The following is a 25,901-nucleotide window of genomic DNA, read 5'->3' on the forward strand; positions in this document are numbered from 1 at the left end:
GCTTCCGCGGTGGCCGCCGCGGTGGCCTGGGCGGTGCCCTGCGGGCCCGGCACGGCGCTAACGGCCGCGGACCGGGAGGCTGGGCATGCCCAGCGACACGCCGGAGGTACCCTTCGCGCTGGCCGGAGCCGGGGCGCCGCAGGAATCGGCTTGGGAACGGTCCCAGGCGTCACCGGCACGGGACCGGCGCAGGCTGTAGTCCTCCGCCGAGGCAGGATCGGAGATGAGGTGGAACGCCGCCGCCTCCGTGATGGTGACCGTCACCAGGTCGCCGGGCCGGGGCACCTCAGCGCCGGCGGGCACGGAGAAGTGCACCAGCCGCTGGTCCTGGGACCGGCCGGAGAGCCGGTGGGTTTCCTGAGCCTTACGGCCCGACTGGGCTGTCACCATGACCTCGACGCGGCGGCCAAGCTGCCGGGCGTTTTCCTCTGCGGCAATGCGGTCCTGCAGGGCCGTGAGGCGCTCAAAGCGTTCCTGGACCACGGCCTTGGGCAGCTGGTCCGGGAGGTCCGCGGCAGGCGTGCCTGGCCGCTTGGAGTACTGGAAGGTGAAGGCGGTGGCGAACCGGGACTTCTCCACGACGTCGAGCGTGGCCTGGAAGTCCTCTTCCGTCTCGCCGGGGAACCCGACGATGATGTCCGTGGAGATGGCGGCGTGYGGGATCTTCTCACGGACCTTGTCCAGGATGCCGAGGAACTTGGTGGAGCGGTAGGACCGCTTCATATCCTTGAGGACCTTGTCCGAGCCGGACTGCAGGGGCATGTGCAGCTGCGGCATGACGTTGGGGGTCTCGGCCATGGCGTCGATGACGTCGTCGGTAAAGGCGGCCGGGTGCGGACTGGTGAAGCGGACGCGCTCCAGGCCCGGGATGTCACCGCACGCGCGCAGAAGTTTGGAGAAGGCCTGCCGGTCGCCGAATTCGACGCCGTAGGAATTCACGTTTTGGCCCAGCAGTGTCACTTCGATGGCGCCGTCGTCCACGAGCGCCTGGATTTCGGCCAGGATCTCACCGGGGCGACGGTCCTTTTCCTTGCCCCGCAGCGCCGGGACGATGCAGAAGGTGCACGTGTTGTTGCAGCCTACGGAGATCGATACCCAGCCCGAATAGACGGAGTCCCGCTTGGTGGGGAGAGTCGAGGGAAAGACATCCAGCGATTCGAGGATCTCCAGCTGGGCCTCGTTGTTGTGGCGGGCCCGATCCAGCAGCGCCGGCAGGGCACCGACGTTGTGGGTCCCGAACACGGCGTCCACCCACGGCGCCTTCTTGAGGATGGTCTCCCGGTCCTTCTGGGCGAGACATCCGCCGACGGCGATCTGCATTCCCGGGTTGGCTGCCTTGACCGGGGCGAGGATGCCGAGGTTGCCGTACAGCTTGTTGTCGGCATTCTCCCGGACCGCGCAGGTGTTGAAGACCACGACGTCGGCCAGCTCACCGGCGGACGGAACGTAGCCTGCGGCTTCGAGCATGCCGGCCATCCGCTCGGAATCGTGCACGTTCATCTGGCAGCCGAAGGTGCGCACCTGGTACGTGCGGGGCTGGGCCGGTCCGGAACTTTCCGTTGCGGCAGCCGGGTCTGCATCGAATGTCCCAGGCGCCGCTGGCGGCACTGCCGGAGGCGTTGCTGGGGAAGTCGTGCTGGCCGCTGGGGAAGGAATGGTAAAACTCACTTGTTAAGGGTAACGGGTAAGGGGCGGTGGCCAGGCCTGCGCAGACCCCGGACCGGTGGCCCTAATCCCCGCCCCTGGCACGGGCGGTAACGGCGTCGAGCACCTCGCCCACAATCCGGAAGGCAAGCGAAGGCTGGTATCCCTTGCGGGCGAGCATCGACGCGAGGCGGCGCGTGATCTTGTCGCGCTCCGCACGGTCCTCACCGCCGGTGAATCCCCGCAGTTTGCGCTCCACGAGCTCACGGGCCGCCGATTCTTCGTCGGCGTCGCTGAGCTGATCCAGCGCGCCGGCGGCAATCTCCGGGTCGATGCCCTTGTCCGCCAGTTCGCGCCGCAAGGCCCCCTTGGCGAGCTTGCGCGTTTGGGACCTGCTGCGGACCCACATGTCGGCAAACTCGGCGTCGTCAACCAGCCGTACTTCCTCGAAGCGGTCCAGCACGGCCTCGGCGACGTCCTCGGGAACGTTGCGCTCGGCCAGCTTGCGCGAGAGCTGCAGCCGGCTCTTGGGCGAATTCGTCAGCTGCCGCAGCACGATGGCGCGAGCGACCGCTGCGGGGTCCGCGTCCGGATCCAGTTCCGCAGACGGTGCATTTGAGCCGGACGACCTGCGGAACCCACGGGAACCGTGGGAATCGGCATGCGGGTCGGCAGCGCCGTCCGGGTCAGGGTTCCTCTGACGGAACCCTGACCCACGGTTCGCTCCTGCGTTAGAAGCCGTCAACGGCCTTCAGCTTCGGCGACTCTTCGGTTTCGGCCGGGGCCTTCACGCCGACGCCGAGCTTTTCCTTGATCAGGCGTTCGAGTTCGGCCGCCAGTTCCGGGTTGTCGCGCAGGAAGCGGCGGGAGTTCTCCATGCCCTGGCCCAGCTGGTCGCCGTCGTAGGTGAACCAGGAGCCCGACTTCTTGATCAGGCCGTGCTCAACGCCCATGTCGATAATGCCGCCCTCGCGGGAAATGCCCTGGCCGTAAATGATGTCGAACTCGGCGATCTTGAAGGGCGGGGCCATCTTGTTCTTGACGATTTTGGCCTTGGTGCGGTTACCGACTGAATCCGCGCCCTCTTTCAGGGTCTGGATCCGGCGGACGTCGATGCGGATGGAGGCGTAGAACTTCAGCGCCTTACCACCGGTGGTGGTTTCCGGGGAGCCGAAGAAGACACCGATCTTTTCGCGCAGCTGGTTGATGAAGATGGCCGTGGTTTTCGTCTGGCTCAGGCGGCCGGTGATTTTCCGGAGGGCCTGGCTCATCAGGCGGGCCTGCAGGCCCACGTGGCTGTCTCCCATGTCGCCTTCGATTTCCGCGCGGGGAACGAGGGCGGCCACCGAGTCAATGACGATGACATCAAGGGAACCGGAACCGATGAGCATGTCCATGATTTCCAGTGCCTGCTCGCCGGTGTCCGGCTGGGAGACCAGAAGCGCGTCGGTGTCGACGCCCAGCTTCGCGGCGTATTCCGGATCGAGGGCGTGTTCGGCGTCGATGAAGGCGGCGATGCCACCCTGGCGCTGGGCGTTGGCTACCGCGTGCAACGCAACCGTGGTCTTACCGGACGATTCCGGACCGTAAATTTCCACGACGCGGCCGCGGGGCAGGCCGCCAATTCCCAGGGCGACGTCCAATGCGATGGAGCCGGTCGGGATGACTTCGATGGGCGCACGGACTTCATCGCCGAGGCGCATGACCGAGCCTTTGCCGAACTGCTTGTCAATCTGGGCAAGCGCTGCGTCGAGCGCCTTCTGGCGATCCGGGGCTGCGGCCATGATTCACACCTCTAATACTTTCTCGCTGTGGAGTGGCCCTGTGGGCCCTTCGTCTGTCATCACTGACGCTACTGGCACCCTCCGACAAAGTTGTCGAGGCACCCACTTATGTGGAAAACGCTCTGAAAAAAAGCATATCGCTATCCGAACAGATATTCGAACAAGCGGGCGGCGTGTCAGGCGTCGGCCCACGCCAGCGGCGTGTCGGCCGTCAGCGCGGTCCGGTGGTGTCGCGGGGTTTGACGTCCCGGCCCAGGCGGCGCTCCGGCGGGACGTCCTGGACGTCGCACAGGGCAAGCCACACCTGGCGGGGAGGAACGCCGGCACTGAGGGCCTGGTCCGCTGTGCGTCCGCCGACCCCAGCCAGGACCAGCGAGCTGCTCAGGACACGGGAGTACCCGGCCCCGAACTCGTCGTCCATAAGCCGCCAAAAGTCACTGATTCGCACGGGTAAAGTCTCTCACGGCCCAGGACTCTAGAATGGTTGCCATGAGCAACCCAACTGAGTCCGCGGGAGATTCCTCTCCCGGAAACGCCGGCACGGACGCCGCACTGGACGCCGTCGAGAACCAGCTGAGTCTGCTCTGGCGCCGGGGCCGGTCGATTTCCCACCAGCTCTCGCGCCAGGTCCACCCGGACATGGAACCGGCCGCCTACGGGCTGCTCAGCGTGATCCGCAAGCAGGGCCCCATCAGGCTGACTGACCTCGCATCCTGCATCGGCGTCGGCAAGCCTTCGGTGAGCCGGCAGATCGCCTTCCTCGAGGGCCTCGGCCTGGTGTCGAAGGAGGCGGACCCCCTGGACGGCCGGGCGCAGTCCATCCGTCTGACGCCTGAAGGCGAGGAAAGGATGCACCAGGTCCAGGACGCCCGCCGTGAGGTGTTTCGGGAACGTCTGGCAGAGTGGCCGGCCGAGGACCTGCAGGCCCTTGCCATGTATATGGCGAAACTCAATGCCACCTACGAACGCGACGGGTTCCCCCGGGACGAACACATCAAAGGACCCCCGGCCTGAGCCGGAGGTCCTTTTCTTGCGTCTTGGGTGAGTTGGCGTTTAGCGGGCTCCGGAAAGGAGGCCCTTCGCCAGCTCGTCGTTGAGGTCGGAGTTGAGCTCTCGGTCGAGGTCGCGGCCGTAGCGCTGCGCGAACTCCTGGGGGACGGTGTCCGGAACCGCGACGCCCTCGGCGACCGCAACACGGTCGCTGACTTCGCGGAGCATGCTCGAAAGCGGAACATCGAGGGCCGAGCAGATCGAGGACAGCAACTCCGAGGAGGCTTCCTTCTGGCCGCGTTCCACTTCGCTCAGGTAGCCCAGGGAAACACGGGCGCTGTGCGAGACTTCGCGGAGCGTGCGGCCTTGGCGCTGGCGGACATCGCGCAGGACATCACCGATTTCGTGACGAAGTACAACCATCTTGCGCTCCTTCTGTTCGCTCTTGGCCTGATCGGCGAGGCCCACATCCTTCCAGCGGACAACGCCGTTAACGGATACGGGCTGCTTTACCATCTGTATCGCCTTGCTCCTCGTACTGTCGAGTCCGCCGGTGGGGGCGGACTCTGCTGATGACTTCATCCTAGGCGCCTCCCTTATTTGGAAGCGACACAATGTAACAACTATTCGGAATCAACTTTTGTTCCCGGCAACTTTACGCCCGGTAGCCTTCGGAAGATAGGGCCTCCAGCAGACGTTCCAGGGCGGCACCGCAAGCGAGTGCGCGGATCTCGGCGCGACTGCCTTCAAACGAATAGGGGTACGACGTCGATCCCCCCGCTGTGGCGATGCCGATGAAGACCGTGCCCACCGCTTTGCCGTCGTGCGGTTCGGGCCCGGCCACGCCCGTGGTGGACACACCGATATCGGCGCCGCAGATGCGGCGCGCACCGTCGGCCATGGCCGCGGCGACTTGGCCGTCCACGGAGCCGACGGCGTCGAGCAGTTCGCCGGGGACGCCCAGGACGTCGGCCTTGACCTTGTTGGCATAGGACACCACACCGCCCTGCAGCATCCCGGAGGCGCCGGGCGTGTCGGCCAGCACGGCGGTGACCATCCCGGCGGTGAGGGATTCGGCGGTGGCGGCAGTCATGCCGCGGCCGAGGGCGCCGGTGACGGCCTGTTCCGCCAGGCGGTGCAGGTTCGGGTGCAGGTTGGGATGACTGGGCTCCGGATAGTTCATTGCTCGTTTTCCCTTACCCGTTCTTTCTCTGCCCTGATGCCGGCGGCCCGCAGCTTGAGGGCCTCAATGACGTATTCGCCCCCGGTCCACAGTGTGATGGCCAGTGCAGCCATCATCACGACGAACGCCACAACGCTCAGCCACGGGGCCATGGATGCCAGCGGAAGGACGTACAGGAAGATGGCCACTGTCTGCACCACCGTCTTAAGCTTCCCGCCGCGCGAGGCCGGAATGACGCCGTAGCGGATAACGAAGAACCGGAGCGCGGTGATGCCCCACTCCCGGACCAGGATCAGGATGGTGACCCACCACGGCAGTTCCTGGAGCAGCGAGAGCATGACCAGCGCGGAGCCGATCAGGAGCTTGTCGGCGATCGGGTCGGCAATCTTGCCAAAGTCGGTGACGAGGCCGCGGGAGCGGGCGATGTCGCCGTCGAGCTTGTCCGTGTAGATGGCCACGGCGAAAACGAAGGCGGCGGCCCAGCGCCAGACGCCGTTCTGCGCCTGCAGTCCCGGGGCGTCGAGGATGAGGAACCAGACGAAGACCGGCACCAGCACAATCCGCAGCATCGTGAGGATATTCGGCAGGTTCCAGATCCGCGAGGCGGATCCGGCGTTGGCTTCGGCGCTATTCACCTTCCTAGGCTACCGTCTCTGCACCCTACCGGCCGGTGAGCGACCAGGCGTCCTCTGAACCGTCCTCGTCATTGGAGCCGCCGTCGGCGCCGTCGTGGTAGTCGATCGCCTGGGTGCGGTTCTCCAGGTCAGCCGCCACGAGGTCCTCCGCGTAGCCACCCTGGCCGATGTTCGCGTTGGCGTTATCGCTCAGGGCCGCGGTCTGCGAGTCAGCGGCCACCGGGCCGTCCTGGCCCTTCATCGCGGCCAGCACGGCGGCGAGGTCGTCCGGCTTGACCAGCACGTCGCGCGCCTTGGAACCCTCGGAGGGTCCCACCACTCCCCTGGACTCGAGCAGGTCCATGAGGCGCCCGGCCTTCGCGAAGCCGACCCGGAGCTTGCGCTGCAGCATCGATGTGGAACCGAACTGGGTGGTGACCACGAGCTCGGTGGCCTGGAGCAGGACCTCGAGGTCGTCCCCGATGTCGTCGTCGATCTGCTTCTTCTGCGCCTCGGGAGCGACGTCGTCGCGGTAGACGGCCTTGAGCTGGCCCTTGACGTGCTCGACCACCTTGTGGATCTCGGACTCGGTGACCCAGGCGCCCTGGACGCGCATCGCCTTCGAGGCTCCCATCGGCAGGAAGAGGGCATCGCCCTGGCCGATGAGTTTTTCGGCGCCCGGCTGGTCCAGGACCACCCGGGAGTCGGTGACGGAGGAGGTCGCGAAGGCCATGCGGGAGGGCACGTTCGCCTTGATCAGGCCGGTCACGACGTCCACTGACGGGCGCTGGGTGGCCAGGACCAGGTGGATGCCGGCCGCGCGGGCCAGCTGGGTGATGCGGACAATCGAGTCCTCGACGTCGCGCGGGGCCACCATCATGAGGTCAGCGAGTTCGTCCACGATCACCAGCAGGTACGGGTACGGCTTGATGACGCGCTTGGAATCGACCGGCGGGTGGACCTTGCCGGCCCGGACGGCCTTGTTGAAGTCGTCAATGTGCTTGAAGCCGTAGTTGGCGAGGTCGTCATAGCGGGCGTCCATTTCCCGGACCACCCACTGCAGGGCCTCGGCGGCCTTTTTCGGGTTGGTGATGATCGGCGTGATGAGGTGCGGGACCCCTTCGTAGGCCGTAAGTTCCACGCGCTTCGGGTCCACCATGACCATGCGGACCTCGTCCGGGGTGGCCCGCATCAGGATCGAGGTGATCATCGAGTTCACGAACGAGGACTTGCCGGCTCCGGTGGCACCTGCGACGAGCAAGTGCGGCATCTTGGCCAGGTTGGCCACGACGTACCCGCCCTCGACGTCCTTGCCGACGCCCATGACCATGGGGTGGTCGGTGCGGCGGGCGTTCTGGCTGCGGAGCACGTCGCCCAGGGACACGGTTTCGCGGTCTGTGTTGGGGATTTCGATGCCGATGGCGGACTTGCCCGGGATGGGGCTGAGGATGCGCACATCCGAGCTGGCGACCGCATAGGAGATGTTCTTGGACAGGGCGGTGACCCGCTCCACCTTGGTGCCCGGGGACAGTTCGATTTCGTAGCGGGTCACGGTCGGGCCGCGGCTGAAGCCGGTGACCTGGGCTTCCACGTTGAACTGGTTGAGGGTCTCGGTGAGCGAGGCGACAATCGCGTCGTTGGCCTCGGTGCGTTCCTTGGGGATGGAACCGGGCGTGAGCACGTCCGACGCCGGCAGGGTGTAGGTGACGTCGCCGGCCAGGGAGAGCTGTTCGGTGCGCTGCGGAATCGGGGTGGGCAGCGGTGCCGGCGCCACCGGGTTGGAGGGGACCTTCGCGGCGGCCGCGGCGGCGGTGGGATTGAGCGATCCTGCGGCCACCATCCCCGGAGTGACCAGGGGGATGGCCTCGGTGGCGTTCTCGCCAATGGACCCTGCGGTGCCGAGGCCCTGGGCGGCCTTGATCTTTTCGACGGCGATCTCGGCCTGGGTGGGACGGCGCACACCGGGCGCGACACCGGCGCCCGCCTTGGCGCCCTTCGCCCCCTTGGCAGAAGGCGCCTCGCCGGCTGCTTCCTCATCTGCGATGACCGCCCGCTCGAACGCTTCGTCGCCGACGTAGCCTTCCAGGCCGGACTCGTCGTCGTGGTCCTTGCCGAAGAGGCGCTTGCGCTTCTTCTTGGCCGGTGCCGGGGCGTCGTTCTCGTACAGGTAGCTGCGGTCGTGGCGGTCGCCGGCGTCGTCGTCCTGCAGGTCGATGCCCATCAGGTGCTCGTAGGCGTCCCGCAGGCGGCCGGGGATGGCGCCGAAGGGGGTCGCGGTGACGATCAGCAGCGAAGTGAAGGCCAGCAGGCCATACACCGCGACCGGGACTGCGGTGTGCAGGGCAGCGAGCGGGGCGGCGGCGAGGTAACCGAGCATGCCGCCGGCCCTGCGCAAGCCGTCGAAGCCGTCGGCGACCGTCGGCTGGCCGCCGATGATGTGGGCCAGGCCGGATCCGGCGAACGTCATGATGAGGAAGCCGATGCCGATCCTGTTGTTGCCGCGGCCGTCGTCGGGCTGGCGGAACAGGCGGAAGGCGCACACGAACAGCATGAGCGGCAGCAGCAGGGACATCCAGCCGAAAGTGCCGTTGACGATCGCAAAGATGGCATCGGGCAACCAGCCCTGGAACCCCCACCACGCGAAGGTGGCAACGAAGACTCCCAAGGCCAGGTTGAACAGGGCGGCACCGTCGCGGCGGTCCTCGGGAGCGAGGTCGCTGACGTCGTGGCCGACGCGCCTGATGCCGGCGCCGATCACGTGGGCGATGCCCAGCCATGCACCGGCCAACACCCGGACAACCCAGGGCTGGTGCGGCTCTACTACGGCCAACTGCCGGGTCCGCGCGGTGGCTGCGGTTCTACCTGCGGTGCCCCGCGGCCGGGCGGATTTGGATGCGGCGGGACTGGACCCCCGGCCGGGAGAACTGCCTGATTTGCCGCTTGAGTTTCCTCTAGGCGCGGAAGAAGTACGAGTCGCCATACCCGCCACGGTACCGGATGCCGGGCCGAAAACCCCGAATTTCCGGGGCATCCTGGATCATGTTGCCGCCGGCCGCAACGGAAAAACGGCCTCCCCGGCCTCCCGCGGCGCTCACGCTGCGGGTTGGCCGGGAAGGCCGTTCACCAGGCATGCGCCCGGTAGGTGTGAAGGATCTACGCCCGGTGAACCAACTGAGGCTTACGCCTCAAGGACCACCGGGATGATCATGGGCTTGCGGCGCAGCTTGCGGTTGACCCACGTGCCTACGACCCGGCGGACGACCTGCTGCAGCTGGTGCGTCGTGTGGTCCGTGCGGTTCAGTACGGCCTCTTCGAGGGCCTCGTTGATCTTGGGGATGATCTCGTCGAAGACGGAGTCGTCCTCCGCCACGCCGCGGGCGTGGATCTCCGGCCCGGACACCACCTTGCCGGTGGCACGGTGGATGACGGTGATGATGGAGATGAAACCCTCGTCGCCCAGAGTCTGGCGGTCCTTGAGGTCCGCTTCCGTGACTTCGCCGACGCTGGAGCCGTCGACGTAGACGAATCCGACCTCGACCTGGCCCACGATGTCGGCCTGGTGATCGCGAAGGTCGATCACGGTGCCGTTGTCCGCGAGCAGGATGCTTTCCTCCGGCACGCCGGATTCGAGGGCGATCTTGCCGTTGGCGATGAGGTGGCGGGTTTCGCCGTGCACCGGCATGGCGTTGAGCGGCTCAAGGATGTTGTAGCAGTACAGCAGCTCGCCGGCGGCGGCGTGGCCGGAGACGTGCACCTTGGCGTTGCCCTTGTGGATGACGTCGGCGCCGAGCTTCAGCAGGCCGTTGATGATGCGGAACACGGCGTTTTCGTTGCCCGGAATCAGGCTCGAGGCAAGGATGACGGTGTCGCCCTCGCCGACGACGACGCGGTGGTCGCCGTTGGCCATGCGGGACAGGGCCGCCATCGGCTCACCCTGGGAGCCGGTGGACATCAGCACGACCCGGTTGTCCGGCAGGTTGTCGATGTTCTTGATGTCGACCAGGATTCCGGCCGGCACCTCCAGGTAGCCCAGTTTCGCGGCGATGGCCATGTTCCGGACCATGGAGCGGCCCACAAAAGCAACCTTGCGGTTGTGGTTGGCGGCGGCGTCGAGGACCTGCTGGACGCGGTGCACATGGGAGGAGAAGGAGGCGACGATGATGCGCTTGGAGGCCTGCCCGAACAGCCGGTCCAGGGTGGGTCCGATTTCCTTCTCGGCGGTGGTGAAGCCCGGGACGTCGGCGTTGGTCGAATCCGACATGAACAGGTCCACGCCCTCTTCGCCCAGCTTGGCGAAGTGCCGGAGGTCGGTGATGCGGCCATCCAGCGGCAGCTGGTCCATCTTGAAGTCACCGGTGTGCAGGACGGTGCCGCCCGAGGTGCGCAGGAACACGGCCAGGGCGTCCGGGATGGAGTGGTTGACGGCGACGAACTCGCATTCGAAGGGCCCGTACTTCTCGACCTGGCCCTCGACGACAATCTTCGTGTTGGGCTTGATCCGGTGTTCCTGCAGCTTGGCCTCGATGAGGGCCAAAGTGAGCTGTGAACCGACAATGGGAATGTCGGCGCGCAGGCGCAGGAGGTAGGGGACGGCGCCGATGTGGTCTTCGTGACCGTGGGTCAGGACGACGGCGACGATGTCCTGGAGACGGTTCTCGATGTAGGAGAAATCCGGCAGGATCAGGTCGACGCCGGGCTGGGTCTCCTCGGGGAAGAGTACGCCGCAGTCAACGATGAGGAGCTTGCCATCGATCTCGAAGACGGTCATGTTGCGACCGATTTCCCCGAGTCCGCCGAGCGGAACGATCCGCAGGGTGTTCTTCGGGAGGCGGGGCGGCGTGGTCAGGCCGGGAAGGGCGGTTTGGGTCATAGTGCACTACTTTCCAGGCGGAGGCCGGGCTGGTTCTTAACGATCAGGAGTGGCTCCGGATCAGGAAAAGACCATGCCCGCTTCCGCCAAATCCTCGCGGATGGTTGCGATCTCGGCCTCGCCCGGCTCCACGAGGGGCAAACGGACAACCGAGTTGGGCAGGACTCCCTGCCACTTAAGAACCTGCTTGGCAGCGACAGCACCCTGAATGTGGGTCATCACTGCGCGGACCACGGGGTCCAGTTCGAAATGTATGGTGCGGGCGGTAGCAAAATCGCCTGCAAGTGCGGCATCGATCAGTGCACGGAATTGCCGCGTCGCGACGTGCGCGGAGACGCTGACCAGCCCGACGGCGCCGGCGGCCATCCACGGCAGCGTGAGGCCGTCATCGCCGGAGTAGACATCAAGATCGGTGTTGGCCAGAACGCGCGTGACCGCGGCGAAATCTGCCTTCGCATCTTTGAGGGCAACGATCTTGGGGTGGTCGGCGAGCCGGATCATGGTCTCGGGCAGGATGGGCACGCCGGCGCGGCCGGGGATGTCGTAGACCATGACGGGGAGGTCGGCGGCGTCGGCCACGGCCTCGACGTGCGCCTGAATGCCGGCCTGGCTTGGCTTGTTGTAATACGGCGTGACGATCAGCTGGCCGTGTGCTCCGGCCTTGGCGGCGCGCTTGGCCATCTCGATCGAGTGCGAGGTGTGGTTGGTTCCGGTTCCGGCGATGACTTTGGCGCGGTCGCCGACGGCCTCGACGATGACGCGGAAGAGCTTCTCTTTTTCGTCGTCTTCCAGCGTGGAGGTCTCCCCCGTGGTGCCGGAGATAACGAGGGCATCATTGCCGTCGTCGACGAGCTTGCTCGCCAGTTCCGCCGACTGCCGGTAGTCGACCTCACCGTCCGTTGTGAATGGCGTGACCATGGCAGTCACGAGGGTCCCGAACGTGTAAGAGCGAATATCAGAGTCAGCCATATGAAAAACGTTACCTTGTCCGCGGCATGTTAGGACAATGGCGATGGTGTGACGAACGTCAAAGTCGCCGGCCCACACGTCACGTTTAGGCCCTCCGGCCGGAGTCAGTGCCGCCGAAACCGCGCCAGGACGCTGTACTGGAGGCTCGCGGTCAACACCTCGGTGCCGGTGCCGGCCGCCTGCCGGAACGGAAGCCCGTCAGGGCCCCAAAAGCCGCTCAGACCGCAGGAGGCTCCGAGCGGCGTGGCGCCTGCCAGGTTCGCCAGGACGGAGAACATCCGGTTGTCCATGGCGCGGGCGCCAAGGTGCAGCCCCAGCCTGTGGTCTTCTCCGGCAGTATAGAGAGCCGAGACGGCATAGATGTCCGCACCGGCTTCCGCGGCCCATTCCGCGTGGCCGGGGCGGTCGGCGTCGAAACAGATTGCCAAGGCGACCTTCCAGCCGTCGATCTCAAGGACGGCGGGGTGGCTGCCGGCCACGAAGAGACCTTGCTCCGGACCGTGCAGGTGCGTCTTAAAACTGGTCTCGATGGTGCCTCCAGGGTGGACTGCGAGGGAAGCCAACCGCGGCGTGCCGTCCTCCTCCTGGAACGCGGCTCCGACCACGGCGGTTATTCCGGTGCGCCGGCAGATTTCCCGGATGCCGTCCAGCCTCCCGTCTGCAGCACTCAGCCACTCCCCCGGCCCCTCCAGCAGGTCCAGCCGGTAACCCGTCAGTGAGAGCTCGGGAAAGATTACCAGCCGGGCTCCGTGCGACTCGGCGTCTTCGATCAGCCGGATGTGTTCGGGCACGTTGGCGGCAATGCCGCCCTCCAGGGCCTCGTATTGGACGGCGGACAGCGTCAGCGCAGTAATCGAGCCAGTGGTCACCCTGCCATCCTAAGCACCTCCTCTTTCGATGATCAGCCCTTGCCCCTCAGGTCCCGCCGGCGGCCAGGACGGCAGGTCATACAGGCGGCCTGGATGGCAGTCAGGTGGACGCGGCGGCGCCGCCGGAGGGTGCCGATGATGCCGAGCAGTAACGCCCGACGGCGGTTTCCCGAAGTTCCTCCGGCGCTGGGCCGCCCGCACGTAGTGGAACAACTCTGTTGGAGTGAGGGCGTCGATGTCGGTCTCGGCCAGCCGGCGGGCAAGCTCCGCTCCCGGCGGTTGCACAGCCAACGCCGTGCCTTCCCTGCCCCACTGAACGTCCTCGGCCGGCTCGCCGGCGACCAAGCGCCGGAAGAGGAAGTCCACGACGCCGGGGCTCATAGCTTTGAGGACACCGGCCCCCGACTCACCACCGCAGGTCCGTCCGCCGGGCGGGGTGCTGGCCCGATCAGGGCCTGACGGGCGAGGGCCCGAAGGGCCGGGGCCCGGAAATTGTCGGCCTGTAACTTCCCGGCCTAGGAAATCTGGGCCTGTGAATTCTCGGTCCCCAAATTCCGGGTTCAGGAAGGCAGACTCTGAGGCGTTGTTCATGCGCCCATCGTATTCGAACATATATTCGAATACAAGACCCTTTCGTAGAAGGGCTGGAGCTGTGGTCCGGCCGAACATGAGACGATCAGATGATGACCGCGCGCGGAACGACCACTGCTTCCCGGACAGTCAAGGGCCCCTCCTCCGGCGCCCGGCTGGCCGGCATTGACGCCGCACGCGGGCTGGCGTTGCTGGCCATGATGGCCACGCACGTGCTGGCGACCTTTGAGTCGGACCCGCAGCTCACGCCCACCTGGATCGGGCTTGCGTTTTCCGGACGGGCAGCCGCACTGTTCGCGGCGCTGGCCGGAGTCGGCCTCGCCTTGTCCACCGGGAAGCAGCAGCCGCTCCAAGGCCCCGAGCTTTGGGCGGCCCGCCGGGGCATCGCCCTACGGGCGCTCGTGATCGGCGCCGTCGGGCTCTCCCTGGGCGGGCTGGAAGTCAACATCGCCATAATTTTGGTGCACTATGCCCTCCTGTTCGTGTGCGTACTGCCCTTCATCGGGCTCGGGGTGAGACGCCTGATCGCACTCGCGGCCCTCTGGATCCTGGCAGCCCCTGTCCTGGCCTACCTGCTGCGGCCCTGGCTGCTGTCCGCCGATCCGCCCCTGCGGCTGGGGCATAACCCCAGCTGGGAGGACCTGCCCACACCGGCAAGACTGCTTGGCGACCTCTTCCTCACGGGCTACTACCCTGTCCTGCAGTGGATCGCCTATCTCCTCGTGGGGCTGGTGATCGGCCGGATGGCGCTGTCCAAAGCAGCCGTGCCGTTCCTGCTGCTGGCCGCCGGAACCGCGGTGGCCGTCATTTCCAAGTGGCTGGGGATAGTCATGATGGAGGACTGGGGCGGCAGGCAGGCGCTCGAGGCGCAGATTGGCGATCCCGCCTACCCGCTGGAGAGCCTGCTGCAGGTCAACCTTGCCGGCGTCGAACAGTCAGGCTCAGCGTGGTGGCTGGCCACCAGTGCACCGCACGCCGGCACCACACTGGATTTGTTGCACACCTCGGGGACAGCTGCCGCCGTGATCGGCGTGTGTCTTCTGCTGGGCCGGCTGGGCAACTGGCTGGAACTCGATCTGCTGCTCCCGCTGCGCGGAGCCGGGGCCATGACGTTGAGCCTCTACACAGCTCATCTGTGCATCATGGCGGCCCTGCACGATCAGCCGCTGCTGCCCGGCTGGACCGTGGAGGGTGTGTACTGGGCGCAGGCCGTGGGGGTGCTGGTGACTGGCGCGGTCTTCGCGTCACTGGCGTGGCGCGGGCCGCTGGAGTGGGTGACCCATGCGGCCAACCAGGTGGGCAGCTACCGGCCGGCCCTGGCCCGCCAGCCGACGCGCTTGCGCTAAATTCGGCTAGGGCTTCTGCACTCCGGCGCGGAACATCCGTACGGCGTCGCGCATCGAAGCGCGGGCCCGCTTGCGGTCTCCGGCGGCATCGTAGGCACAGCTGAGCCGGAACCAGGAACGCCAGTCCTCGGGGGCGGCTTCGGCCTCGGCGCGGTACTTCTCAAATTCGAGGTCGGCGGCTTCGCGGATGATCCGGCCGGCGGGCGTGCGGGGCAGAGTGTCCTCCGGCAGGCCACCCTCGGCTTCGAGGATCTTCGCCAACCTCTCGGTGCGGGCGCCAAACAGCAGCTCCCGGATCAGTGCCCAGGCGCCGATGACCGGCAGCACCAGGTAAGCGACGCCGATCGCCTTCGCTACGAGGCTGGGGTCCGACATCAGGAGCACGGAACGCTGAAGTGACACCACCAGGTAGAACACAAGCAGCAGGGTGACGGCCCCCACCCAGATCTTGGTGCGGTTGGCTTTCAGGGCTGTCAAGGCGGCGGACATCGGACTCAGAGTCCCAGGTCCAGGTAGCCGTCGAGTCCCACCGTGAGACCGGGGTGTGCGGCGACGTTGCGGATCCCCAGCAGCACTCCGGGCATGAAGGAGGCGCGGTCGAAGGAGTCGTGGCGGATGGTCAGCTGCTCCCCCGGCCCGCCCATCAGGACCTCCTGATGCGCGACCAGGCCGCTGAGCCGGACACTGTGGACGCGGACACCGTCGACGTCGCTGCCGCGGGCGCCATCGAGCTCCGTGGCGGTGGCGTCCGGGCTGGAAGGCACGCCAGCGGCTGCGCGCTCGGCCGAGATCAGCTGCGCCGTGCGCACAGCCGTGCCGGAGGGGGCATCCACCTTGTCAGGGTGGTGCAGTTCAATGATTTCAACGGACTCGAAGTACTTGGAAGCCTTGGCGGCGAAGGCGGAGGCCAGGACCGAGCCGAGGGCGAAGTTGGGGGCGATGAGCACGCCGACGCCGGGCCGGGCGGCGAGGAGCTCCTCCAGCCCCGTGAGCCGGTCGGCATCCCAGCCGGTGGTGCCCACCACGGCGTGCATGCCGTGTTCGACGGCGAACCGGACGTTCGCCTCGGTGCTATCAGGGACAGTCAGGTCCACCACGATCTGTGCGCCGGAGCTGACAAGCGTGTCGAGGGAGTCGTTGCGGCCAAGGGCCGCGACGAGGGTCAGGTCCGCGGCGGCATCGATGGCCTTCACGGCCTCTGCGCCCATGCGCCCGTTGGCGCCCAGCACGGCGACTGAGAGTTGTTCGGTCATGCCATCAACCCTACCGCCGGGGCCGCTGCGTTCCGGAACCGGCGGCCTTGGGTTACAAGCCCGCCGACCCGACGGTTCACACCAGCCCCTCACTTGTCAGGCTGGATTGACGCGCCCACTGATCATCTGCTGCTGGGGGCGCTTCACGATCCCGGTCCGGCCGGCATTCTTGGGGTCACACTCGATCAGGCAAGGGCAGCTGCAGCGGCGCTTGACCGCACGGCACTCGCGTCAATCGGAATAGATGCCCAAGGCTTTGAACGCGTCACTATGCCCGGCCGGGGAAAAAAGCCGCCCTTCAGCTCCGGTGCCCGGTCCGTGATGGAAGGCATGCTTCGGTACACCATTGACCAGAAGTCACGACAGATCACCACCGCGAATCTTCTGCTGTCGCTGCTGGACCGCGAGGAACATGACCCTGCGGCTGCGCTCCTCAATGAACTGGGGGTGGACCGGGCCGAGGTCCGGCGCAGGGTCCTTTCCTCCTGATCGCGAGCTAACTTGCTGCCGGTCACCACCCTCGGCTGAGAGGCAACCCCCACCGCGTGCTTACTCCCCCGCTCCGACCCATTCCACCGTGCCGTCGGCGAAAAACTGTTCTTTCCAGATCGGCACCTGGGCCTTGATCCGGTCCACGAGTTCGGCACAGACCTCGAAGGCCTGGCCGCGGTGGGCTGCCGAGACGGCGCAGACCAGGGCCGGATCGCCGATCTCCAGCATGCCGATCCTGTGGGCCGCCCAGATCCGCACCGGCTGGTGCCGCCGTTCGTCGGCGCCGGCGGCACCGGCAGCCGGGGATCCGTCGAGCGCCTGGTTGCCGGCCGGGACCGAGTGCTCCGCCACGAGCGCGGCGACGACGTCAGCCATCACTTGGTGCGCCGTCGGGTGGGCGCTGTAGCTGAGCCGGGAAACCTGCTTGCCGCCGTCGTGGTTGCGGACGACGCCGCTGAAGCTGACCACCGCCCCTGCGGTGTCCGACTCGACCGCCGCGATGGCCTGCTCCACGGAAATCGGCTCGGCACTCAGCACGGCGTGCACGATTTCAAATCCAGTTTCAGTGCCCATGACTGCCTTCCAGCTGGTCGCAAAGATGTCCAAGAATGGGATCGAGCACGCCCAGGCCGTCCATCACGCCCTTCGGCGATCCGGGGAGGTTCACGATGAACGTCTGTCCGGCCGCGCCCGCGTGGCCCCGGCTGAGCATGGCCATCGGCGTCTTGGCCGCCCCGGCGCTGCGGATGCCTTCCATGATGCCGGGGATTTCCCGGTCCAGCAGGGGCAGGGTCTGCTCAGGTGTTGCGTCAGTGGGGCTCAGTCCTGTGCCGCCGCTGGTGATGATGACGGCCGGCTGCTGGCTCAGCAGGGCGCGGAGCGCGGCCCCCACCGGCGCCCCGTCAGGCACCACCATGGCAGGAAACGGCTCAAAGCCGTGTTCGGTAAGCCAATCGATGATCACAGGACCCGTGAGGTCCTCATAGACACCGGCGGCCGCCCGGGTGGAGGCGATCACGACGCCGGCCTTCCGGCCGGTGGCTTCGCCGTGGCGGTGCGGTTCGGGCATGTTCATAGGGTCCAGTCCCCGCTCTTGCCGCCGCTTTTGGCGAGCACTTTGATATCGGTCAGGACCGCGTGCTTGTCCACGGCCTTGATCATGTCGTACACGCTCAGTGCCGCGACCGACGCCGCGGTCAGCGCTTCCATCTCGACCCCGGTGACGCCGCGGGTCTTGACCGTGGCAAACACCGTCACGGAGTCGGTGTCGAGCTCAAAGTCAACGGTGACCTTGGCGATGGGCAGCGGGTGGCACAGCGGGATCAGGTCCGGCGTCTTCTTGGCCGCCATAATCCCGGCGATGCGGGCAACGGCCAGGGCGTCGCCCTTCGGGAGCTCGCCGCCGCCGAGGAGGGCAAGGACCTCGGCCGTGCTGCGGACAGTCGCGGTGGCCGTGGCCTCCCGCGTGGACTCTGCCTTGTTGGACACATCCACCATCTGGGCAGTGCCGTCGTGGCGGAGGTGGGTCAGGCGGGTGATATCCGACGTGGGGTGGTCCGCTGGTGCGGCATCCGCTTCAGGGTTTTCTGCTTCATTCACAGGATCCATACTTCCACTTCGTCGCCCGCTGCGAGCGCCGCTGTCCCCTCGGGAACATGGACCAGGGCATTGGAACGGGCCAGGGCGTGGACCAGGTGTGAGCCCGCACCGCCCTCCAACCGGACGGTGCCGTCCGGGGCCAGTGTGCCGCGCCGGACCTGGTGCTTGCCCGGCGGGGAGGTCAGCGGTTCGGCGAGGCGCGCGCGGACCGCGGGCCGGAGCGCCGGAGCGCCGAAAAGCTCCGTGAGAACCGGGCGCAGGAACATTTCAAAGGACACGAGGCAGCTCACCGGATTACCGGGGAACCCCAGCACGGGGACACCGTCGAAAGTGCCGATCCCCTGCGGACCGCCGGGCTGCATCGCCACGGCGCCGAACTCGACGTCGTGTCCGGCCATCGCCTGCCGGACCACCTCATAGGCACCTTTGCTGACGCCGCCTGTTGTGACGATCAGGTCCACGGCGGGCACATGCCGGCGCAGCAACGCGGCGAGCTCATCCGGTCGGTCCGTGGAAACCCCGGTCCGTGTGACCTGAAGCCCGGCTTGGCGCATGGAGGACTCGAGCAGGGTGCCGTTGGAGTCAAAGATCTTGCCCGGTCCCAGCGGATTGCCCGGTTCCACGACTTCGTCGCCGGTGGTGACCAGGAGAACCCGCAGGAAGGGACGGACGGGCACATCCGTGTAGCCCAGTGCCGCCAGCAGTCCCAGCTGGCCGGGGCCAAGGAAGGTCCCCGCCCCGAGGGCGAGCTCACCGGAGCGGATGTCGCTGCCGGCACCGCGCACAAACGTTCCGGCAGCCGCGGCGGGCAGGTGGACCGTGGCGGGCTCCCCGGGCGCGGGGAAGGAATCGGGCACGGCCTRCTCAATGGGTACGACGGCGTCGGCCCCGGCCGGCATCATCGCGCCGGTCATGATTGGGGCGGCCGTGCCGGCGGCCAGTTCTGCCGGTGCGGCACCGGCCGGGACGGGCGCGACGACGCGCAGTTCGGTGCCGCCGTGGGGCACGTCGGCGCTGCGGATCGCGAAGCCGTCCATCTGCGAGTTGGCAAAGGGGGGAAGATCCAGCGGCGCCAGGATGTCGGCGGCAAGTCCCCGGCCCAAGGCCTCGAGCAGCGGGAGCCGTTCCACCCGTTCCTCGGTGCGGAGCGGGGCGAGCAGTGCGCGCACCTTGTCCCGGTGCGCTTGAACGCTGACGTGCCTTGTCTCGGTGCGGTGCATGCGTTTCCTGACCTTTATTCGGCTCGCTAGGACTTCACATCCACTCTAACCGTGTGGTAGCCGGTGGCTCCGCTCGGCGCGACGGGGGCCGACTCCTCGACTTGCGGTACGCCGTCGAGGGTGGTGGCCCGGACCTGGATCTCGTATTGTCCCGGCGTCAGCGGCAGACCCAGCTTCCACTGGTACCACGTGTCCTTGGAGATTCCCGGGGCCAGCTCGGCCTGGCGCCAGTCGCCGCGGTTGACCCGCAGCTCCACCTTCCCAATGCCCGTGTGCTGGGCCCACGCGACTCCCCCGAACACCACCGTCCCGGCCGTCACGCTGGTCCCGTCTCGCGGCACGTCAATCCGGGACGAGGTCTTGATGGGCCCGCGCGCGCTCCAGCCGCGGGGCGTCCAGTAGGCAACGTCGTCAGCGTAACGGGTCACTTTCAGCTCGGTGACCCATTTCGTGGCCGAGACGTAGCCGTACAGCCCGGGCACGATCAGCCGGACGGGGAATCCATGTTCCAGCGGGAGCGGTTCACCGTTCATTCCCACCACCAGCAGGGCGTCGCGGCTGTCCGTGAGGGCCTCGAGCGGAGTCCCGGCTGTCCAGCCGTCCGTGCTGCGGGAGAGCACCATGTCCGCCCCGGCCTTGGGGCCGGCCATGGCAAGCAGTTCGCGCACGGGCCAGCCGAGCCAGCGGGCGTTGCCGATCAGGTCCCCGCCCACCTGGTTGGAGACGCAGGCGATGGTCACGTGGCGTTCCGTCATAGGTTTGGCCAGGAGAGTGGCGAAGTCGAGCTCGATTTCGCGTTCCACCAGGCCCGTGACCTTCAGGGTCCATGCCTCCGGGTCAACCAGCGGGACGCGCAGGGCAGTGTCGATCCTGTAGAACTCCCTGTTCGGCGTCACGAGCGGGCTCAGGCCGCGGAGCCTGATCTCGGCTCCCGCCGGTACGGGCGGCGCGGGAGCGGCGGGTCCCGGGAGGACCAGCTTGCTGCGCACATCACTGACGACGGCGGCCGCTCCCCTGAGGGTGGAGGCGAGCACACCGGCGACGGCGGCAACCCCGGCGGTCCCGCCAAGGGCCAGCAGGAAACGGCGCCGCGCGGGCCCGGCGTCATTGGCTGCAGCGTCCTCATGCTGCGAGGCGGCTGGGGTTTCCAATGAGGCCGGCTCCGCCGCCGGGGTTCCGTCCCCGTCGGGTTTCCACTCCAACAGTTTCCGGATGAGCCACCGCAACAGTGCGATTCCCACCAGTGCCACGAGCACCGGGACGGGGATGGCGTTGGCGGTCAGGTCGGCCCGGCTCACCACGGCCACGAGGCCCACCGCGCCGAACACCGCGATGAGAATCACTCCGGCGAAACGGCGCCGCACTTCAAGGACGCCGGACAGGGCCGCGAGTGCGGCGATGACCAGCGACATGCCGACCAGGAGTGCCACCTTGTCCGCCGTGCCGAACACGGAGATAACCCACTCTTTGACGCCCGGCGGGACGGTATCGATTACGGCACCTCCCACGGCCGTCACGGGAGAAACCGTGGGGCTCACCAGGCTGGCCGCGAGCTCACCGAGCACCACCGCGGTCCCCACGGCCACCAGTCCGGCCCCGGCGGCCCACAGGTCCCGCGCCCGCCGGTCCCGGGTGCGCGGCTGTTGGGCTTGCGGTTGCCCGGTCGGTCCTGGCTGCCCCTGCGTTCCCCCTTGTTGCTGTTCCCTGCCGGCGACTGTTCCGTCCATTTCCTGCCCCTGCCCGTCAAAGCCAACGCCGCTGCTCACTGTGCCCGTCCCGCCCGGAGTTGTTCGTCCGCCGCGTCGCGCGGACTCCCGTCCTTTGCTCCCTCAGTAGCGGCTCTCGGTGCAGGTGCCACGCCGGCAGCTGGTGCGGCCGCAGCTGACTCTTGGCCGGCAGATCCCTGGCCCGGGAGCAGCAGCGAGAACCGGCATCCGCCGTCGACGTTTTCCACGGTGACGGTGCCCTGATGGGCACTGACTATTCCGGCGACAATGCTCAGGCCAAGCCCGGCGCCGCTGTAGCGCATGGCGCCTGCCGGCTCAGCCGGCCCGGGCACCAGGTCGCCGCCTATCGCGGCACCGTCCCCCACAGCACCGTCCACCACAACACCATCCACCACAGCACCGTCCCCCACAGCACCGTCGTCCCCGGCGGCCCAACGGCCGGGCCGCTTCCGGGCCGGATCCTTCTGCCAGCCGGTCTCGAACACATGCGGCAGGTCTTCCTCGGGGATCCCGCCGCAGCCGTCGGTGACCGCGACCACGGCCCGGTCCCCCTGCCGGCCGACTTCCACGGTGACGCGGGAACCTGGGGCGCTGTGGACGATCGCGTTAAGCACCACATTCCGGATGGCGCGCCCCATCGACGGGCCGTCGGCCAGGGCCAGGCTCTCCCGCCGGCCGCCGCCGTCGAGCGTTATGCCGTGCTGCTGCGCCAGCGCGGCGAGATCGGCAATGGCGTCGCTGGCGAGGTCGTACAGGTCCAACGGCTCGGCCTTGAGCCGCATGGTTCCGGCGTGGATTTTCGACAGCTCCAGGAGGTCGTTGACCATGCCGGCCATGACGTCGGTCTGGGCGATGATCTTGCGGTAATAGGCGGGAACGTCCGCCGCCATGCCGTCCTCCAGGGCCTCGGTCATGGCCCGCATGCTCGCCAGCGGCGTCCGCAGGTCGTGGGAAATCCAGCTGACCAGCTCGCGGCGGGCGTTCTCGACGGCGGCCTCACGCTGCCGGGATGCCTCCAGCATTCGGCTGCTGGATTCGAGCTCGGCGGCGAGGGCGGCAAGTTCGTGGCTCATCACCGGGGATTGGATCCCGGGGCTCTCCCCGCGGCCGATGCTCCGGGCGGCGTCGGCCAGCGCCTTGGCGTTCCGGGAGACCCTTGATCCCAGCACGAGGGCGATCGAAACGGCAACCGCCGAGGCTACGGCCAGGACGTACCACATGACCTCGAGGTCCCGTGCCGAGATGAACATGGCGTTGAAGGCGCTGACCATTCCGGCCGTCAGGACCGCCACGGCGGCGAGCACCACCACGCAGATCTGGACCGCGAAGGATGCCCTGCGCAGCGATTTCAGGATGAGCAATGAGGCGGCCCCGATCACGGCTCCCCATGCCACGGCCCAGCCGATGATGATCAGGAGCTCAGAGGTCTGCACGGGCGGACTCTTCCTCGTCGCTGGGGTCCAGCCGGTAGCCCACGCCCCACACCGTTTTCAGCACGGAGGGGCGGGTGGGGTCGTCCTCGATCTTCTCCCGCAGCCTCCGCACGTGGACCGTCACCGTGGACAGGTCCCCGTAGTCCCAGCCCCAGACGGCCTTCATGAGTTCCTCTCGGCTGAAGACCTGCCGGGGACGGCGGAGCATGAAGGCCAGCAGATCGAACTCCCGGGCCGTCAGCACCAAGGGCCTGCCATGGCGGGAAACCGTGCGCGCAGCCGGGCTGAGGTCGAAGCCGCCCACTTCGACGGAGGGCTCCGGGCTGAATTCGGGAATGCTCCGGCGCAGGACCGAGCGGACCCGCAGCACGAGCTCACGGGGCGAGAACGGCTTGGTGACGTAGTCGTCCGCGCCGGCTTCCAGGCCAAGGATGCGGTCATCCTCCGTCCCCAGCGCCGTGAGCATGATGACCGGGACACTGTGTGCCGCACGGAGCCGCCGGCAGACTTCCACGCCGTCCAGGCCCGGCAGCATCCGGTCCAGCAGCACCAGGTCCGGGCGGCGTTCGGCTGCGAGGCCCAGGGCCGTGAACCCATCGGCGGCGAGGACCACCTGGAATCCCGCCTGGACGAGGTAGTCGCGAACCACTCCGGCGATGGTCGGCTCGTCTTCGACGAGGAGGATGCGTCGGTGTTCCGTTGCGTCCGGGGCCGGCTGGGTGTTGTTCACGCTTCAAGCATAGGTTCGCGGCCGCGCCGCGGGCAGGGCTCCGGATCCCCGCAGGACATCCTTCCCGAACACGTAAGATTCGTGCCGTCATGCGGCTGTGACGTGGGCCGCGAGGTGGCGTAGCCTGACTCTATGACAGTTCAACTGGGTATGCCCCAGCCCCGCGCGGCAGGCAGTCCCGGAGCGGGGATGCCTCCTGCAACCTCACTGTCCGGGCGCCCGGAGGGCCTGCCTGCCGGGCTGGTGGATCGCTACGGCCGCCGCGCCACGGACATGCGCCTCTCACTGACGGACAAGTGCAATCTGCGCTGCACCTATTGCATGCCGGCCGAGGGCCTGGAGTGGTTGTCCAAGCAGGCGGTGATGTCCGCGGAGGAAATCGTCCGGATCGTGCGGATCGGCGTCGACATGCTCGGCGTACGTGAATTGCGGCTGACCGGCGGCGAGCCCCTGGTGCGCGCGGACCTGCTGGAGATCATCGGCGCGCTCCGCCAGGCCCACCCCGGGCTGCCGATCTCAATGACCACCAACGGCGTCGGCCTGGACAAGAAGGCCGCCGGACTCAAGGCTGCGGGACTCTCCAGGATCAACGTCTCACTGGATTCCCTGCACGAGGAAACTTTTGCGAAGCTGACCCGCCGCCCCTTCCTGAACAAGGTCCTCGCCGGCGTCGACGCCGCCTGGGCTGCAGGCCTGGGCCCGGTCAAGCTCAACGCTGTGCTCATGCGGGGGATCAACGACACCGAGTCCCCGGCCCTGCTGGCCTGGGCACTGGACCGCGGCTATGAACTGCGCTTCATCGAGCAGATGCCGCTGGACGCGGACCACGGCTGGACCCGACGGAACATGATCACCGCCGCGGAGATCCGCGAACTTCTCTCCGCCGACTACGTGCTCAGATCCGACCCGCGGGACCGCGACGGCGCCCCGGCGGAACGGTTCGAGGTCAGGGCCCGTGTTCCCGGCACCGACCAGGCCACCGGCCCCGTGCTCGGCACCGTGGGCATCATCGCCTCCGTCACGGAGCCGTTCTGTTCCGACTGCCGCCGCACGCGCATCACCGCCGAGGGCAAGATCATGAGCTGCCTGTTCTCACGCGAGGAAGTGGACCTGCTTGGCCTGCTGCGCGAGGGCGCAAGCGACGAACAGCTCGCCGAACGCTGGCAGGATGCCATGTGGATCAAGCCCAAGGCCCACGGCATGGACCACGTGGGCCTCGGCTCCCCCGACTTCGTCCAGCCGGACCGCAGCATGAGCGCCATCGGAGGCTGATTTTTTCGTGAACGTACGCTACTTCGCTGCGGCGCGCGCTGCCGCCGGCGTGGATGAGGAACGCTACGACCTCGCCGACGGCGACACCCTCGCTTCGCTGCTCGAGGCGATCCTCGCCGTCGAGCGCCCCGAACCGCCCGCCGGTACGCCGCCGCTGGCCCGCATCCTGTCCCGCTCCAGCTTCCTGCTCAACGAAGTTGCCGTGCGGGACCACGCCGCGGCGCTCAAGCCGGCCGACGTCGTGGACGTGCTGCCGCCGTTCGCCGGCGGGTAGGCGCAGCACGCCCAGGCTTTTCTGGGGTGTCGCGCGGGCCTGACCGGTCCTAGAGTGTGGCATATCCCCCGCGGGCGGCAAACACCAGTCAGGAGAGTGCCATGTTTACCTTGCAGATCGAGCATCAGGTCAAGGATTTCGGGATGTGGAAAGCGGCTTTCGACCGCGACCCGGTGAACCGCGCAGCATCCGGAGTCACTGCCTACCGCATCAGCCGCCCGGTGGACGACCCGCTCTATGTGGTGGTCGAGCTGGATTTCGAGCAGCGCGGTCAGGCAGAAGCCCTGTTAGCCAATCTTCGGGCGAAGGTCTGGAACTCCGACGACGCCGCCCCGGCCCTTCAGGGGGCTCCCAAGACCCGGATCCTCGAGGCCGCATCCTGAAGGCGCGGACCGGAGAACCCCCGGCCGCGAACCGGCCCGGAATAACCCACCCTAAAATCCGGCGCCGAGCCCGGCGCCGAGCCCGGCGCCGCAGCCCGGGGCTTCACGCCGGGATGGACGCGCCCTCAGCGACGCGGCGGCACACAGTGGTCATGAAGGGGGTGAAGTCGCTCGCCCTGCCCAGGCGGAGACCGGCAGCGTGCGTCAGTTCGCCGTCCTCCACCCGGAAGGTGTGCCGCGCGGTGCCGCGGTCACTGCGCCGTTCCACAGTCAACGTGCCGCCATCCACGCTGGCGCGCGCCGGCGCCTCGGGCGGCAGCCCCAGGCTGTTGACGTGGTACCAGAAGGTGTCGGGGTGGTCCGGATCCGACGTGAAGACACCGTGGCCTTCGGAACGGGTCCCGTCCGCATCCGTATGCCGGTAGCTCTGGGTGACGGCAAGCCCGGCAGCCGCCCGGGAAAAGATGATCTCGGTGTCCGCGCTGCGCGCCGGACCCCACGCGGTTGCCTCCCAGTGCGTGGTCCCCGTCCAATGGCCCAGGAACGCCTCAAGCGCCTCGCATGCACTGCCTGGCAGTGGCCGGTCCACAGTTTCTCCCATATGGAGTTCCTCCCGAGTGACCCCGCCACCATCATGACGCCGCGCCTGCTGTGGTGT

The 25,901-nt window shown here is 67.6% G+C and carries 27 protein-coding genes; 6 read left to right on the forward strand and 21 right to left on the reverse strand.

Annotated elements, in window-relative coordinates:
* Window positions 1-57 precede the first annotated feature (57 nt).
* The 4 genes from miaB to AC1DR1_RS14370 all read right to left on the reverse strand — a co-directional run bounded on the left by miaB (window position 58) and on the right by AC1DR1_RS14370 (window position 3,876).
* A complete protein-coding gene (miaB, locus tag AC1DR1_RS14355; protein ID WP_476992779.1) occupies window positions 58-1,668 on the reverse strand; it encodes a tRNA (N6-isopentenyl adenosine(37)-C2)-methylthiotransferase MiaB in 1,611 nt (536 codons plus the stop codon).
* Window positions 1,669-1,729: 61 nt separating this feature from the next.
* Window positions 1,730-2,242: a regulatory protein RecX gene (locus AC1DR1_RS14360; protein WP_229993023.1), complete on the reverse strand. Its 513-nt coding sequence runs from the start codon at window positions 2,240-2,242 to the stop codon at window positions 1,730-1,732.
* 133 nt (window positions 2,243-2,375) lie between these two features.
* Window positions 2,376-3,428, reverse strand: a complete 1,053-nt coding sequence (gene recA / locus AC1DR1_RS14365) for a recombinase RecA (protein ID WP_018774457.1) — start codon at window positions 3,426-3,428, stop codon at window positions 2,376-2,378.
* Window positions 3,429-3,639: 211 nt separating this feature from the next.
* A complete protein-coding gene (locus AC1DR1_RS14370; RefSeq protein WP_026266606.1) occupies window positions 3,640-3,876 on the reverse strand; it encodes a DUF3046 domain-containing protein in 237 nt (78 codons plus the stop codon).
* A gap of 41 nt (window positions 3,877-3,917) precedes the next feature.
* Between AC1DR1_RS14370 and AC1DR1_RS14375 the strand changes: the two genes are divergently transcribed.
* Window positions 3,918-4,442, forward strand: coding sequence for a MarR family winged helix-turn-helix transcriptional regulator (locus tag AC1DR1_RS14375; protein ID WP_229992966.1), 525 nt, complete (start codon window positions 3,918-3,920; stop codon window positions 4,440-4,442).
* A gap of 39 nt (window positions 4,443-4,481) precedes the next feature.
* Here the strand turns inward: AC1DR1_RS14375 and AC1DR1_RS14380 are convergent, their stop codons facing one another.
* The 7 genes from AC1DR1_RS14380 to AC1DR1_RS14410 all read right to left on the reverse strand — a co-directional run bounded on the left by AC1DR1_RS14380 (window position 4,482) and on the right by AC1DR1_RS14410 (window position 12,923).
* Window positions 4,482-4,934 carry a helix-turn-helix domain-containing protein gene (locus AC1DR1_RS14380; protein WP_066434909.1) on the reverse strand — a complete coding sequence of 151 codons (453 nt, stop codon included), beginning with the start codon at window positions 4,932-4,934 and terminating at the stop codon, window positions 4,482-4,484.
* A gap of 139 nt (window positions 4,935-5,073) precedes the next feature.
* The gene (locus AC1DR1_RS14385) at window positions 5,074-5,601 is read right to left on the reverse strand and encodes a CinA family protein (RefSeq protein WP_229992967.1); all 528 of its coding nucleotides are present in this window, start codon (window positions 5,599-5,601) and stop codon (window positions 5,074-5,076) included.
* On the reverse strand, window positions 5,598-6,236 hold the full coding sequence (gene pgsA, locus AC1DR1_RS14390) for a CDP-diacylglycerol--glycerol-3-phosphate 3-phosphatidyltransferase (protein WP_290369337.1): 639 nt from the start codon (window positions 6,234-6,236) through the stop codon (window positions 5,598-5,600). Before pgsA ends, AC1DR1_RS14385 begins: the two co-directional genes overlap by 4 nt.
* A gap of 25 nt (window positions 6,237-6,261) precedes the next feature.
* Window positions 6,262-9,195, reverse strand: coding sequence for an FtsK/SpoIIIE family DNA translocase (locus AC1DR1_RS14395; RefSeq protein WP_229992969.1), 2,934 nt, complete (start codon window positions 9,193-9,195; stop codon window positions 6,262-6,264).
* A 198-nt stretch (window positions 9,196-9,393) separates the two neighbouring features.
* Window positions 9,394-11,085 (reverse strand): ribonuclease J, encoded by a 1,692-nt coding sequence (locus AC1DR1_RS14400; RefSeq protein WP_229992971.1) that lies wholly within the window; start codon window positions 11,083-11,085, stop codon window positions 9,394-9,396.
* A gap of 60 nt (window positions 11,086-11,145) precedes the next feature.
* Complete coding sequence (gene dapA / locus AC1DR1_RS14405; RefSeq protein WP_229992972.1) at window positions 11,146-12,054, reverse strand: 4-hydroxy-tetrahydrodipicolinate synthase; 909 nt, start codon at window positions 12,052-12,054, stop codon at window positions 11,146-11,148.
* 104 nt (window positions 12,055-12,158) lie between these two features.
* Complete coding sequence (locus tag AC1DR1_RS14410) at window positions 12,159-12,923, reverse strand: carbon-nitrogen hydrolase family protein (RefSeq protein ID WP_229992973.1); 765 nt, start codon at window positions 12,921-12,923, stop codon at window positions 12,159-12,161.
* 683 nt (window positions 12,924-13,606) lie between these two features.
* Here AC1DR1_RS14410 and AC1DR1_RS14415 point away from each other — a divergent pair.
* Complete coding sequence (locus AC1DR1_RS14415; RefSeq protein ID WP_476992780.1) at window positions 13,607-14,860, forward strand: heparan-alpha-glucosaminide N-acetyltransferase domain-containing protein; 1,254 nt, start codon at window positions 13,607-13,609, stop codon at window positions 14,858-14,860.
* 6 nt (window positions 14,861-14,866) lie between these two features.
* Here the strand turns inward: AC1DR1_RS14415 and AC1DR1_RS14420 are convergent, their stop codons facing one another.
* Window positions 14,867-15,349: a hypothetical protein gene (locus tag AC1DR1_RS14420; protein ID WP_229992984.1), complete on the reverse strand. Its 483-nt coding sequence runs from the start codon at window positions 15,347-15,349 to the stop codon at window positions 14,867-14,869.
* Window positions 15,350-15,354: 5 nt separating this feature from the next.
* Complete coding sequence (gene dapB / locus AC1DR1_RS14425) at window positions 15,355-16,113, reverse strand: 4-hydroxy-tetrahydrodipicolinate reductase (RefSeq protein WP_364747433.1); 759 nt, start codon at window positions 16,111-16,113, stop codon at window positions 15,355-15,357.
* Window positions 16,114-16,206: 93 nt separating this feature from the next.
* On the opposite strand from dapB, the gene AC1DR1_RS14430 reads away from it, so the two are divergent.
* The gene (locus AC1DR1_RS14430; protein WP_364747431.1) at window positions 16,207-16,602 is read left to right on the forward strand and encodes a Clp protease N-terminal domain-containing protein; all 396 of its coding nucleotides are present in this window, start codon (window positions 16,207-16,209) and stop codon (window positions 16,600-16,602) included.
* A 60-nt stretch (window positions 16,603-16,662) separates the two neighbouring features.
* On the opposite strand, the gene AC1DR1_RS14435 is transcribed toward AC1DR1_RS14430, so the two are convergent.
* From AC1DR1_RS14435 to AC1DR1_RS14465, 7 genes are read right to left on the reverse strand one after another with little or no spacing between them, the layout of a single operon-like run.
* Entirely contained in the window at window positions 16,663-17,178 is a 516-nt protein-coding gene (locus AC1DR1_RS14435) for a molybdenum cofactor biosynthesis protein MoaE (RefSeq protein WP_229992988.1), read from the reverse strand.
* Window positions 17,168-17,680 carry a MogA/MoaB family molybdenum cofactor biosynthesis protein gene (locus AC1DR1_RS14440; protein WP_229992989.1) on the reverse strand — a complete coding sequence of 171 codons (513 nt, stop codon included), beginning with the start codon at window positions 17,678-17,680 and terminating at the stop codon, window positions 17,168-17,170. Before AC1DR1_RS14440 ends, AC1DR1_RS14435 begins: the two co-directional genes overlap by 11 nt.
* On the reverse strand, window positions 17,677-18,213 hold the full coding sequence (gene moaC, locus AC1DR1_RS14445; protein WP_414645532.1) for a cyclic pyranopterin monophosphate synthase MoaC: 537 nt from the start codon (window positions 18,211-18,213) through the stop codon (window positions 17,677-17,679). The genes AC1DR1_RS14440 and moaC overlap by 4 nt, the downstream gene beginning before the upstream one ends.
* Window positions 18,201-19,424 carry a molybdopterin molybdotransferase MoeA gene (locus tag AC1DR1_RS14450; RefSeq protein WP_476992781.1) on the reverse strand — a complete coding sequence of 408 codons (1,224 nt, stop codon included), beginning with the start codon at window positions 19,422-19,424 and terminating at the stop codon, window positions 18,201-18,203. The genes moaC and AC1DR1_RS14450 overlap by 13 nt, the downstream gene beginning before the upstream one ends.
* 26 nt (window positions 19,425-19,450) lie before the next feature.
* On the reverse strand, window positions 19,451-21,151 hold the full coding sequence (locus AC1DR1_RS14455; protein ID WP_364747426.1) for a molybdopterin-dependent oxidoreductase: 1,701 nt from the start codon (window positions 21,149-21,151) through the stop codon (window positions 19,451-19,453).
* A 35-nt stretch (window positions 21,152-21,186) separates the two neighbouring features.
* The gene (locus tag AC1DR1_RS14460; RefSeq protein ID WP_229992992.1) at window positions 21,187-22,584 is read right to left on the reverse strand and encodes a sensor histidine kinase; all 1,398 of its coding nucleotides are present in this window, start codon (window positions 22,582-22,584) and stop codon (window positions 21,187-21,189) included.
* Window positions 22,571-23,314 carry a response regulator transcription factor gene (locus tag AC1DR1_RS14465; RefSeq protein WP_476992782.1) on the reverse strand — a complete coding sequence of 248 codons (744 nt, stop codon included), beginning with the start codon at window positions 23,312-23,314 and terminating at the stop codon, window positions 22,571-22,573. The genes AC1DR1_RS14460 and AC1DR1_RS14465 overlap by 14 nt, the downstream gene beginning before the upstream one ends.
* Window positions 23,315-23,446: 132 nt before the next feature.
* Here AC1DR1_RS14465 and moaA point away from each other — a divergent pair, with 132 nt between their 5' ends.
* The 3 genes from moaA (at window position 23,447) to AC1DR1_RS14480 (ending at window position 25,243) form a co-directional block, all read left to right on the forward strand.
* The gene (gene moaA, locus AC1DR1_RS14470) at window positions 23,447-24,586 is read left to right on the forward strand and encodes a GTP 3',8-cyclase MoaA (protein ID WP_229992994.1); all 1,140 of its coding nucleotides are present in this window, start codon (window positions 23,447-23,449) and stop codon (window positions 24,584-24,586) included.
* A 7-nt stretch (window positions 24,587-24,593) separates the two neighbouring features.
* Entirely contained in the window at window positions 24,594-24,860 is a 267-nt protein-coding gene (locus tag AC1DR1_RS14475) for a MoaD/ThiS family protein (RefSeq protein ID WP_229992995.1), read from the forward strand.
* A 101-nt stretch (window positions 24,861-24,961) separates the two neighbouring features.
* Window positions 24,962-25,243 carry a hypothetical protein gene (locus AC1DR1_RS14480; RefSeq protein ID WP_229992996.1) on the forward strand — a complete coding sequence of 94 codons (282 nt, stop codon included), beginning with the start codon at window positions 24,962-24,964 and terminating at the stop codon, window positions 25,241-25,243.
* A gap of 103 nt (window positions 25,244-25,346) precedes the next feature.
* Here AC1DR1_RS14480 and AC1DR1_RS14485 read toward each other — a convergent pair whose 3' ends face one another.
* Complete coding sequence (locus AC1DR1_RS14485) at window positions 25,347-25,844, reverse strand: DUF1579 domain-containing protein (RefSeq protein ID WP_229992997.1); 498 nt, start codon at window positions 25,842-25,844, stop codon at window positions 25,347-25,349.
* Window positions 25,845-25,901 lie beyond the last annotated feature (57 nt).

The sequence above is a fragment of the Arthrobacter sp. P4_F10 genome, from assembly GCF_056401435.1.

What these genes read in the sequence shown, in the direction of transcription:
- AC1DR1_RS14400 (WP_229992971.1), bottom strand. Translation starts at nt 11,085, where the DNA reads ATGACCCAAACCGCCCTTCCCGGCCTGACCACGCCGCCCCGCCTCCCG.
- AC1DR1_RS14440 (WP_229992989.1), bottom strand. Translation starts at nt 17,680, where the DNA reads ATGAACATGCCCGAACCGCACCGCCACGGCGAAGCCACCGGCCGGAAG.
- AC1DR1_RS14375 (WP_229992966.1), top strand. Translation starts at nt 3,918, where the DNA reads ATGAGCAACCCAACTGAGTCCGCGGGAGATTCCTCTCCCGGAAACGCC.
- recA (WP_018774457.1), bottom strand. Translation starts at nt 3,428, where the DNA reads ATGGCCGCAGCCCCGGATCGCCAGAAGGCGCTCGACGCAGCGCTTGCC.
- AC1DR1_RS14415 (WP_476992780.1), top strand. Translation starts at nt 13,607, where the DNA reads ATGACCGCGCGCGGAACGACCACTGCTTCCCGGACAGTCAAGGGCCCC.
- AC1DR1_RS14435 (WP_229992988.1), bottom strand. Translation starts at nt 17,178, where the DNA reads ATGGGCACTGAAACTGGATTTGAAATCGTGCACGCCGTGCTGAGTGCC.
- moaC (WP_414645532.1), bottom strand. Translation starts at nt 18,213, where the DNA reads ATGGATCCTGTGAATGAAGCAGAAAACCCTGAAGCGGATGCCGCACCA.
- AC1DR1_RS14395 (WP_229992969.1), bottom strand. Translation starts at nt 9,195, where the DNA reads ATGGCGACTCGTACTTCTTCCGCGCCTAGAGGAAACTCAAGCGGCAAA.
- dapB (WP_364747433.1), bottom strand. Translation starts at nt 16,113, where the DNA reads ATGACCGAACAACTCTCAGTCGCCGTGCTGGGCGCCAACGGGCGCATG.
- AC1DR1_RS14380 (WP_066434909.1), bottom strand. Translation starts at nt 4,934, where the DNA reads ATGGTAAAGCAGCCCGTATCCGTTAACGGCGTTGTCCGCTGGAAGGAT.
- AC1DR1_RS14485 (WP_229992997.1), bottom strand. Translation starts at nt 25,844, where the DNA reads ATGGGAGAAACTGTGGACCGGCCACTGCCAGGCAGTGCATGCGAGGCG.
- AC1DR1_RS14420 (WP_229992984.1), bottom strand. Translation starts at nt 15,349, where the DNA reads ATGTCCGCCGCCTTGACAGCCCTGAAAGCCAACCGCACCAAGATCTGG.
- AC1DR1_RS14480 (WP_229992996.1), top strand. Translation starts at nt 24,962, where the DNA reads ATGTTTACCTTGCAGATCGAGCATCAGGTCAAGGATTTCGGGATGTGG.
- dapA (WP_229992972.1), bottom strand. Translation starts at nt 12,054, where the DNA reads ATGGCTGACTCTGATATTCGCTCTTACACGTTCGGGACCCTCGTGACT.
- moaA (WP_229992994.1), top strand. Translation starts at nt 23,447, where the DNA reads ATGACAGTTCAACTGGGTATGCCCCAGCCCCGCGCGGCAGGCAGTCCC.
- AC1DR1_RS14455 (WP_364747426.1), bottom strand. Translation starts at nt 21,151, where the DNA reads ATGGACGGAACAGTCGCCGGCAGGGAACAGCAACAAGGGGGAACGCAG.
- AC1DR1_RS14385 (WP_229992967.1), bottom strand. Translation starts at nt 5,601, where the DNA reads ATGAACTATCCGGAGCCCAGTCATCCCAACCTGCACCCGAACCTGCAC.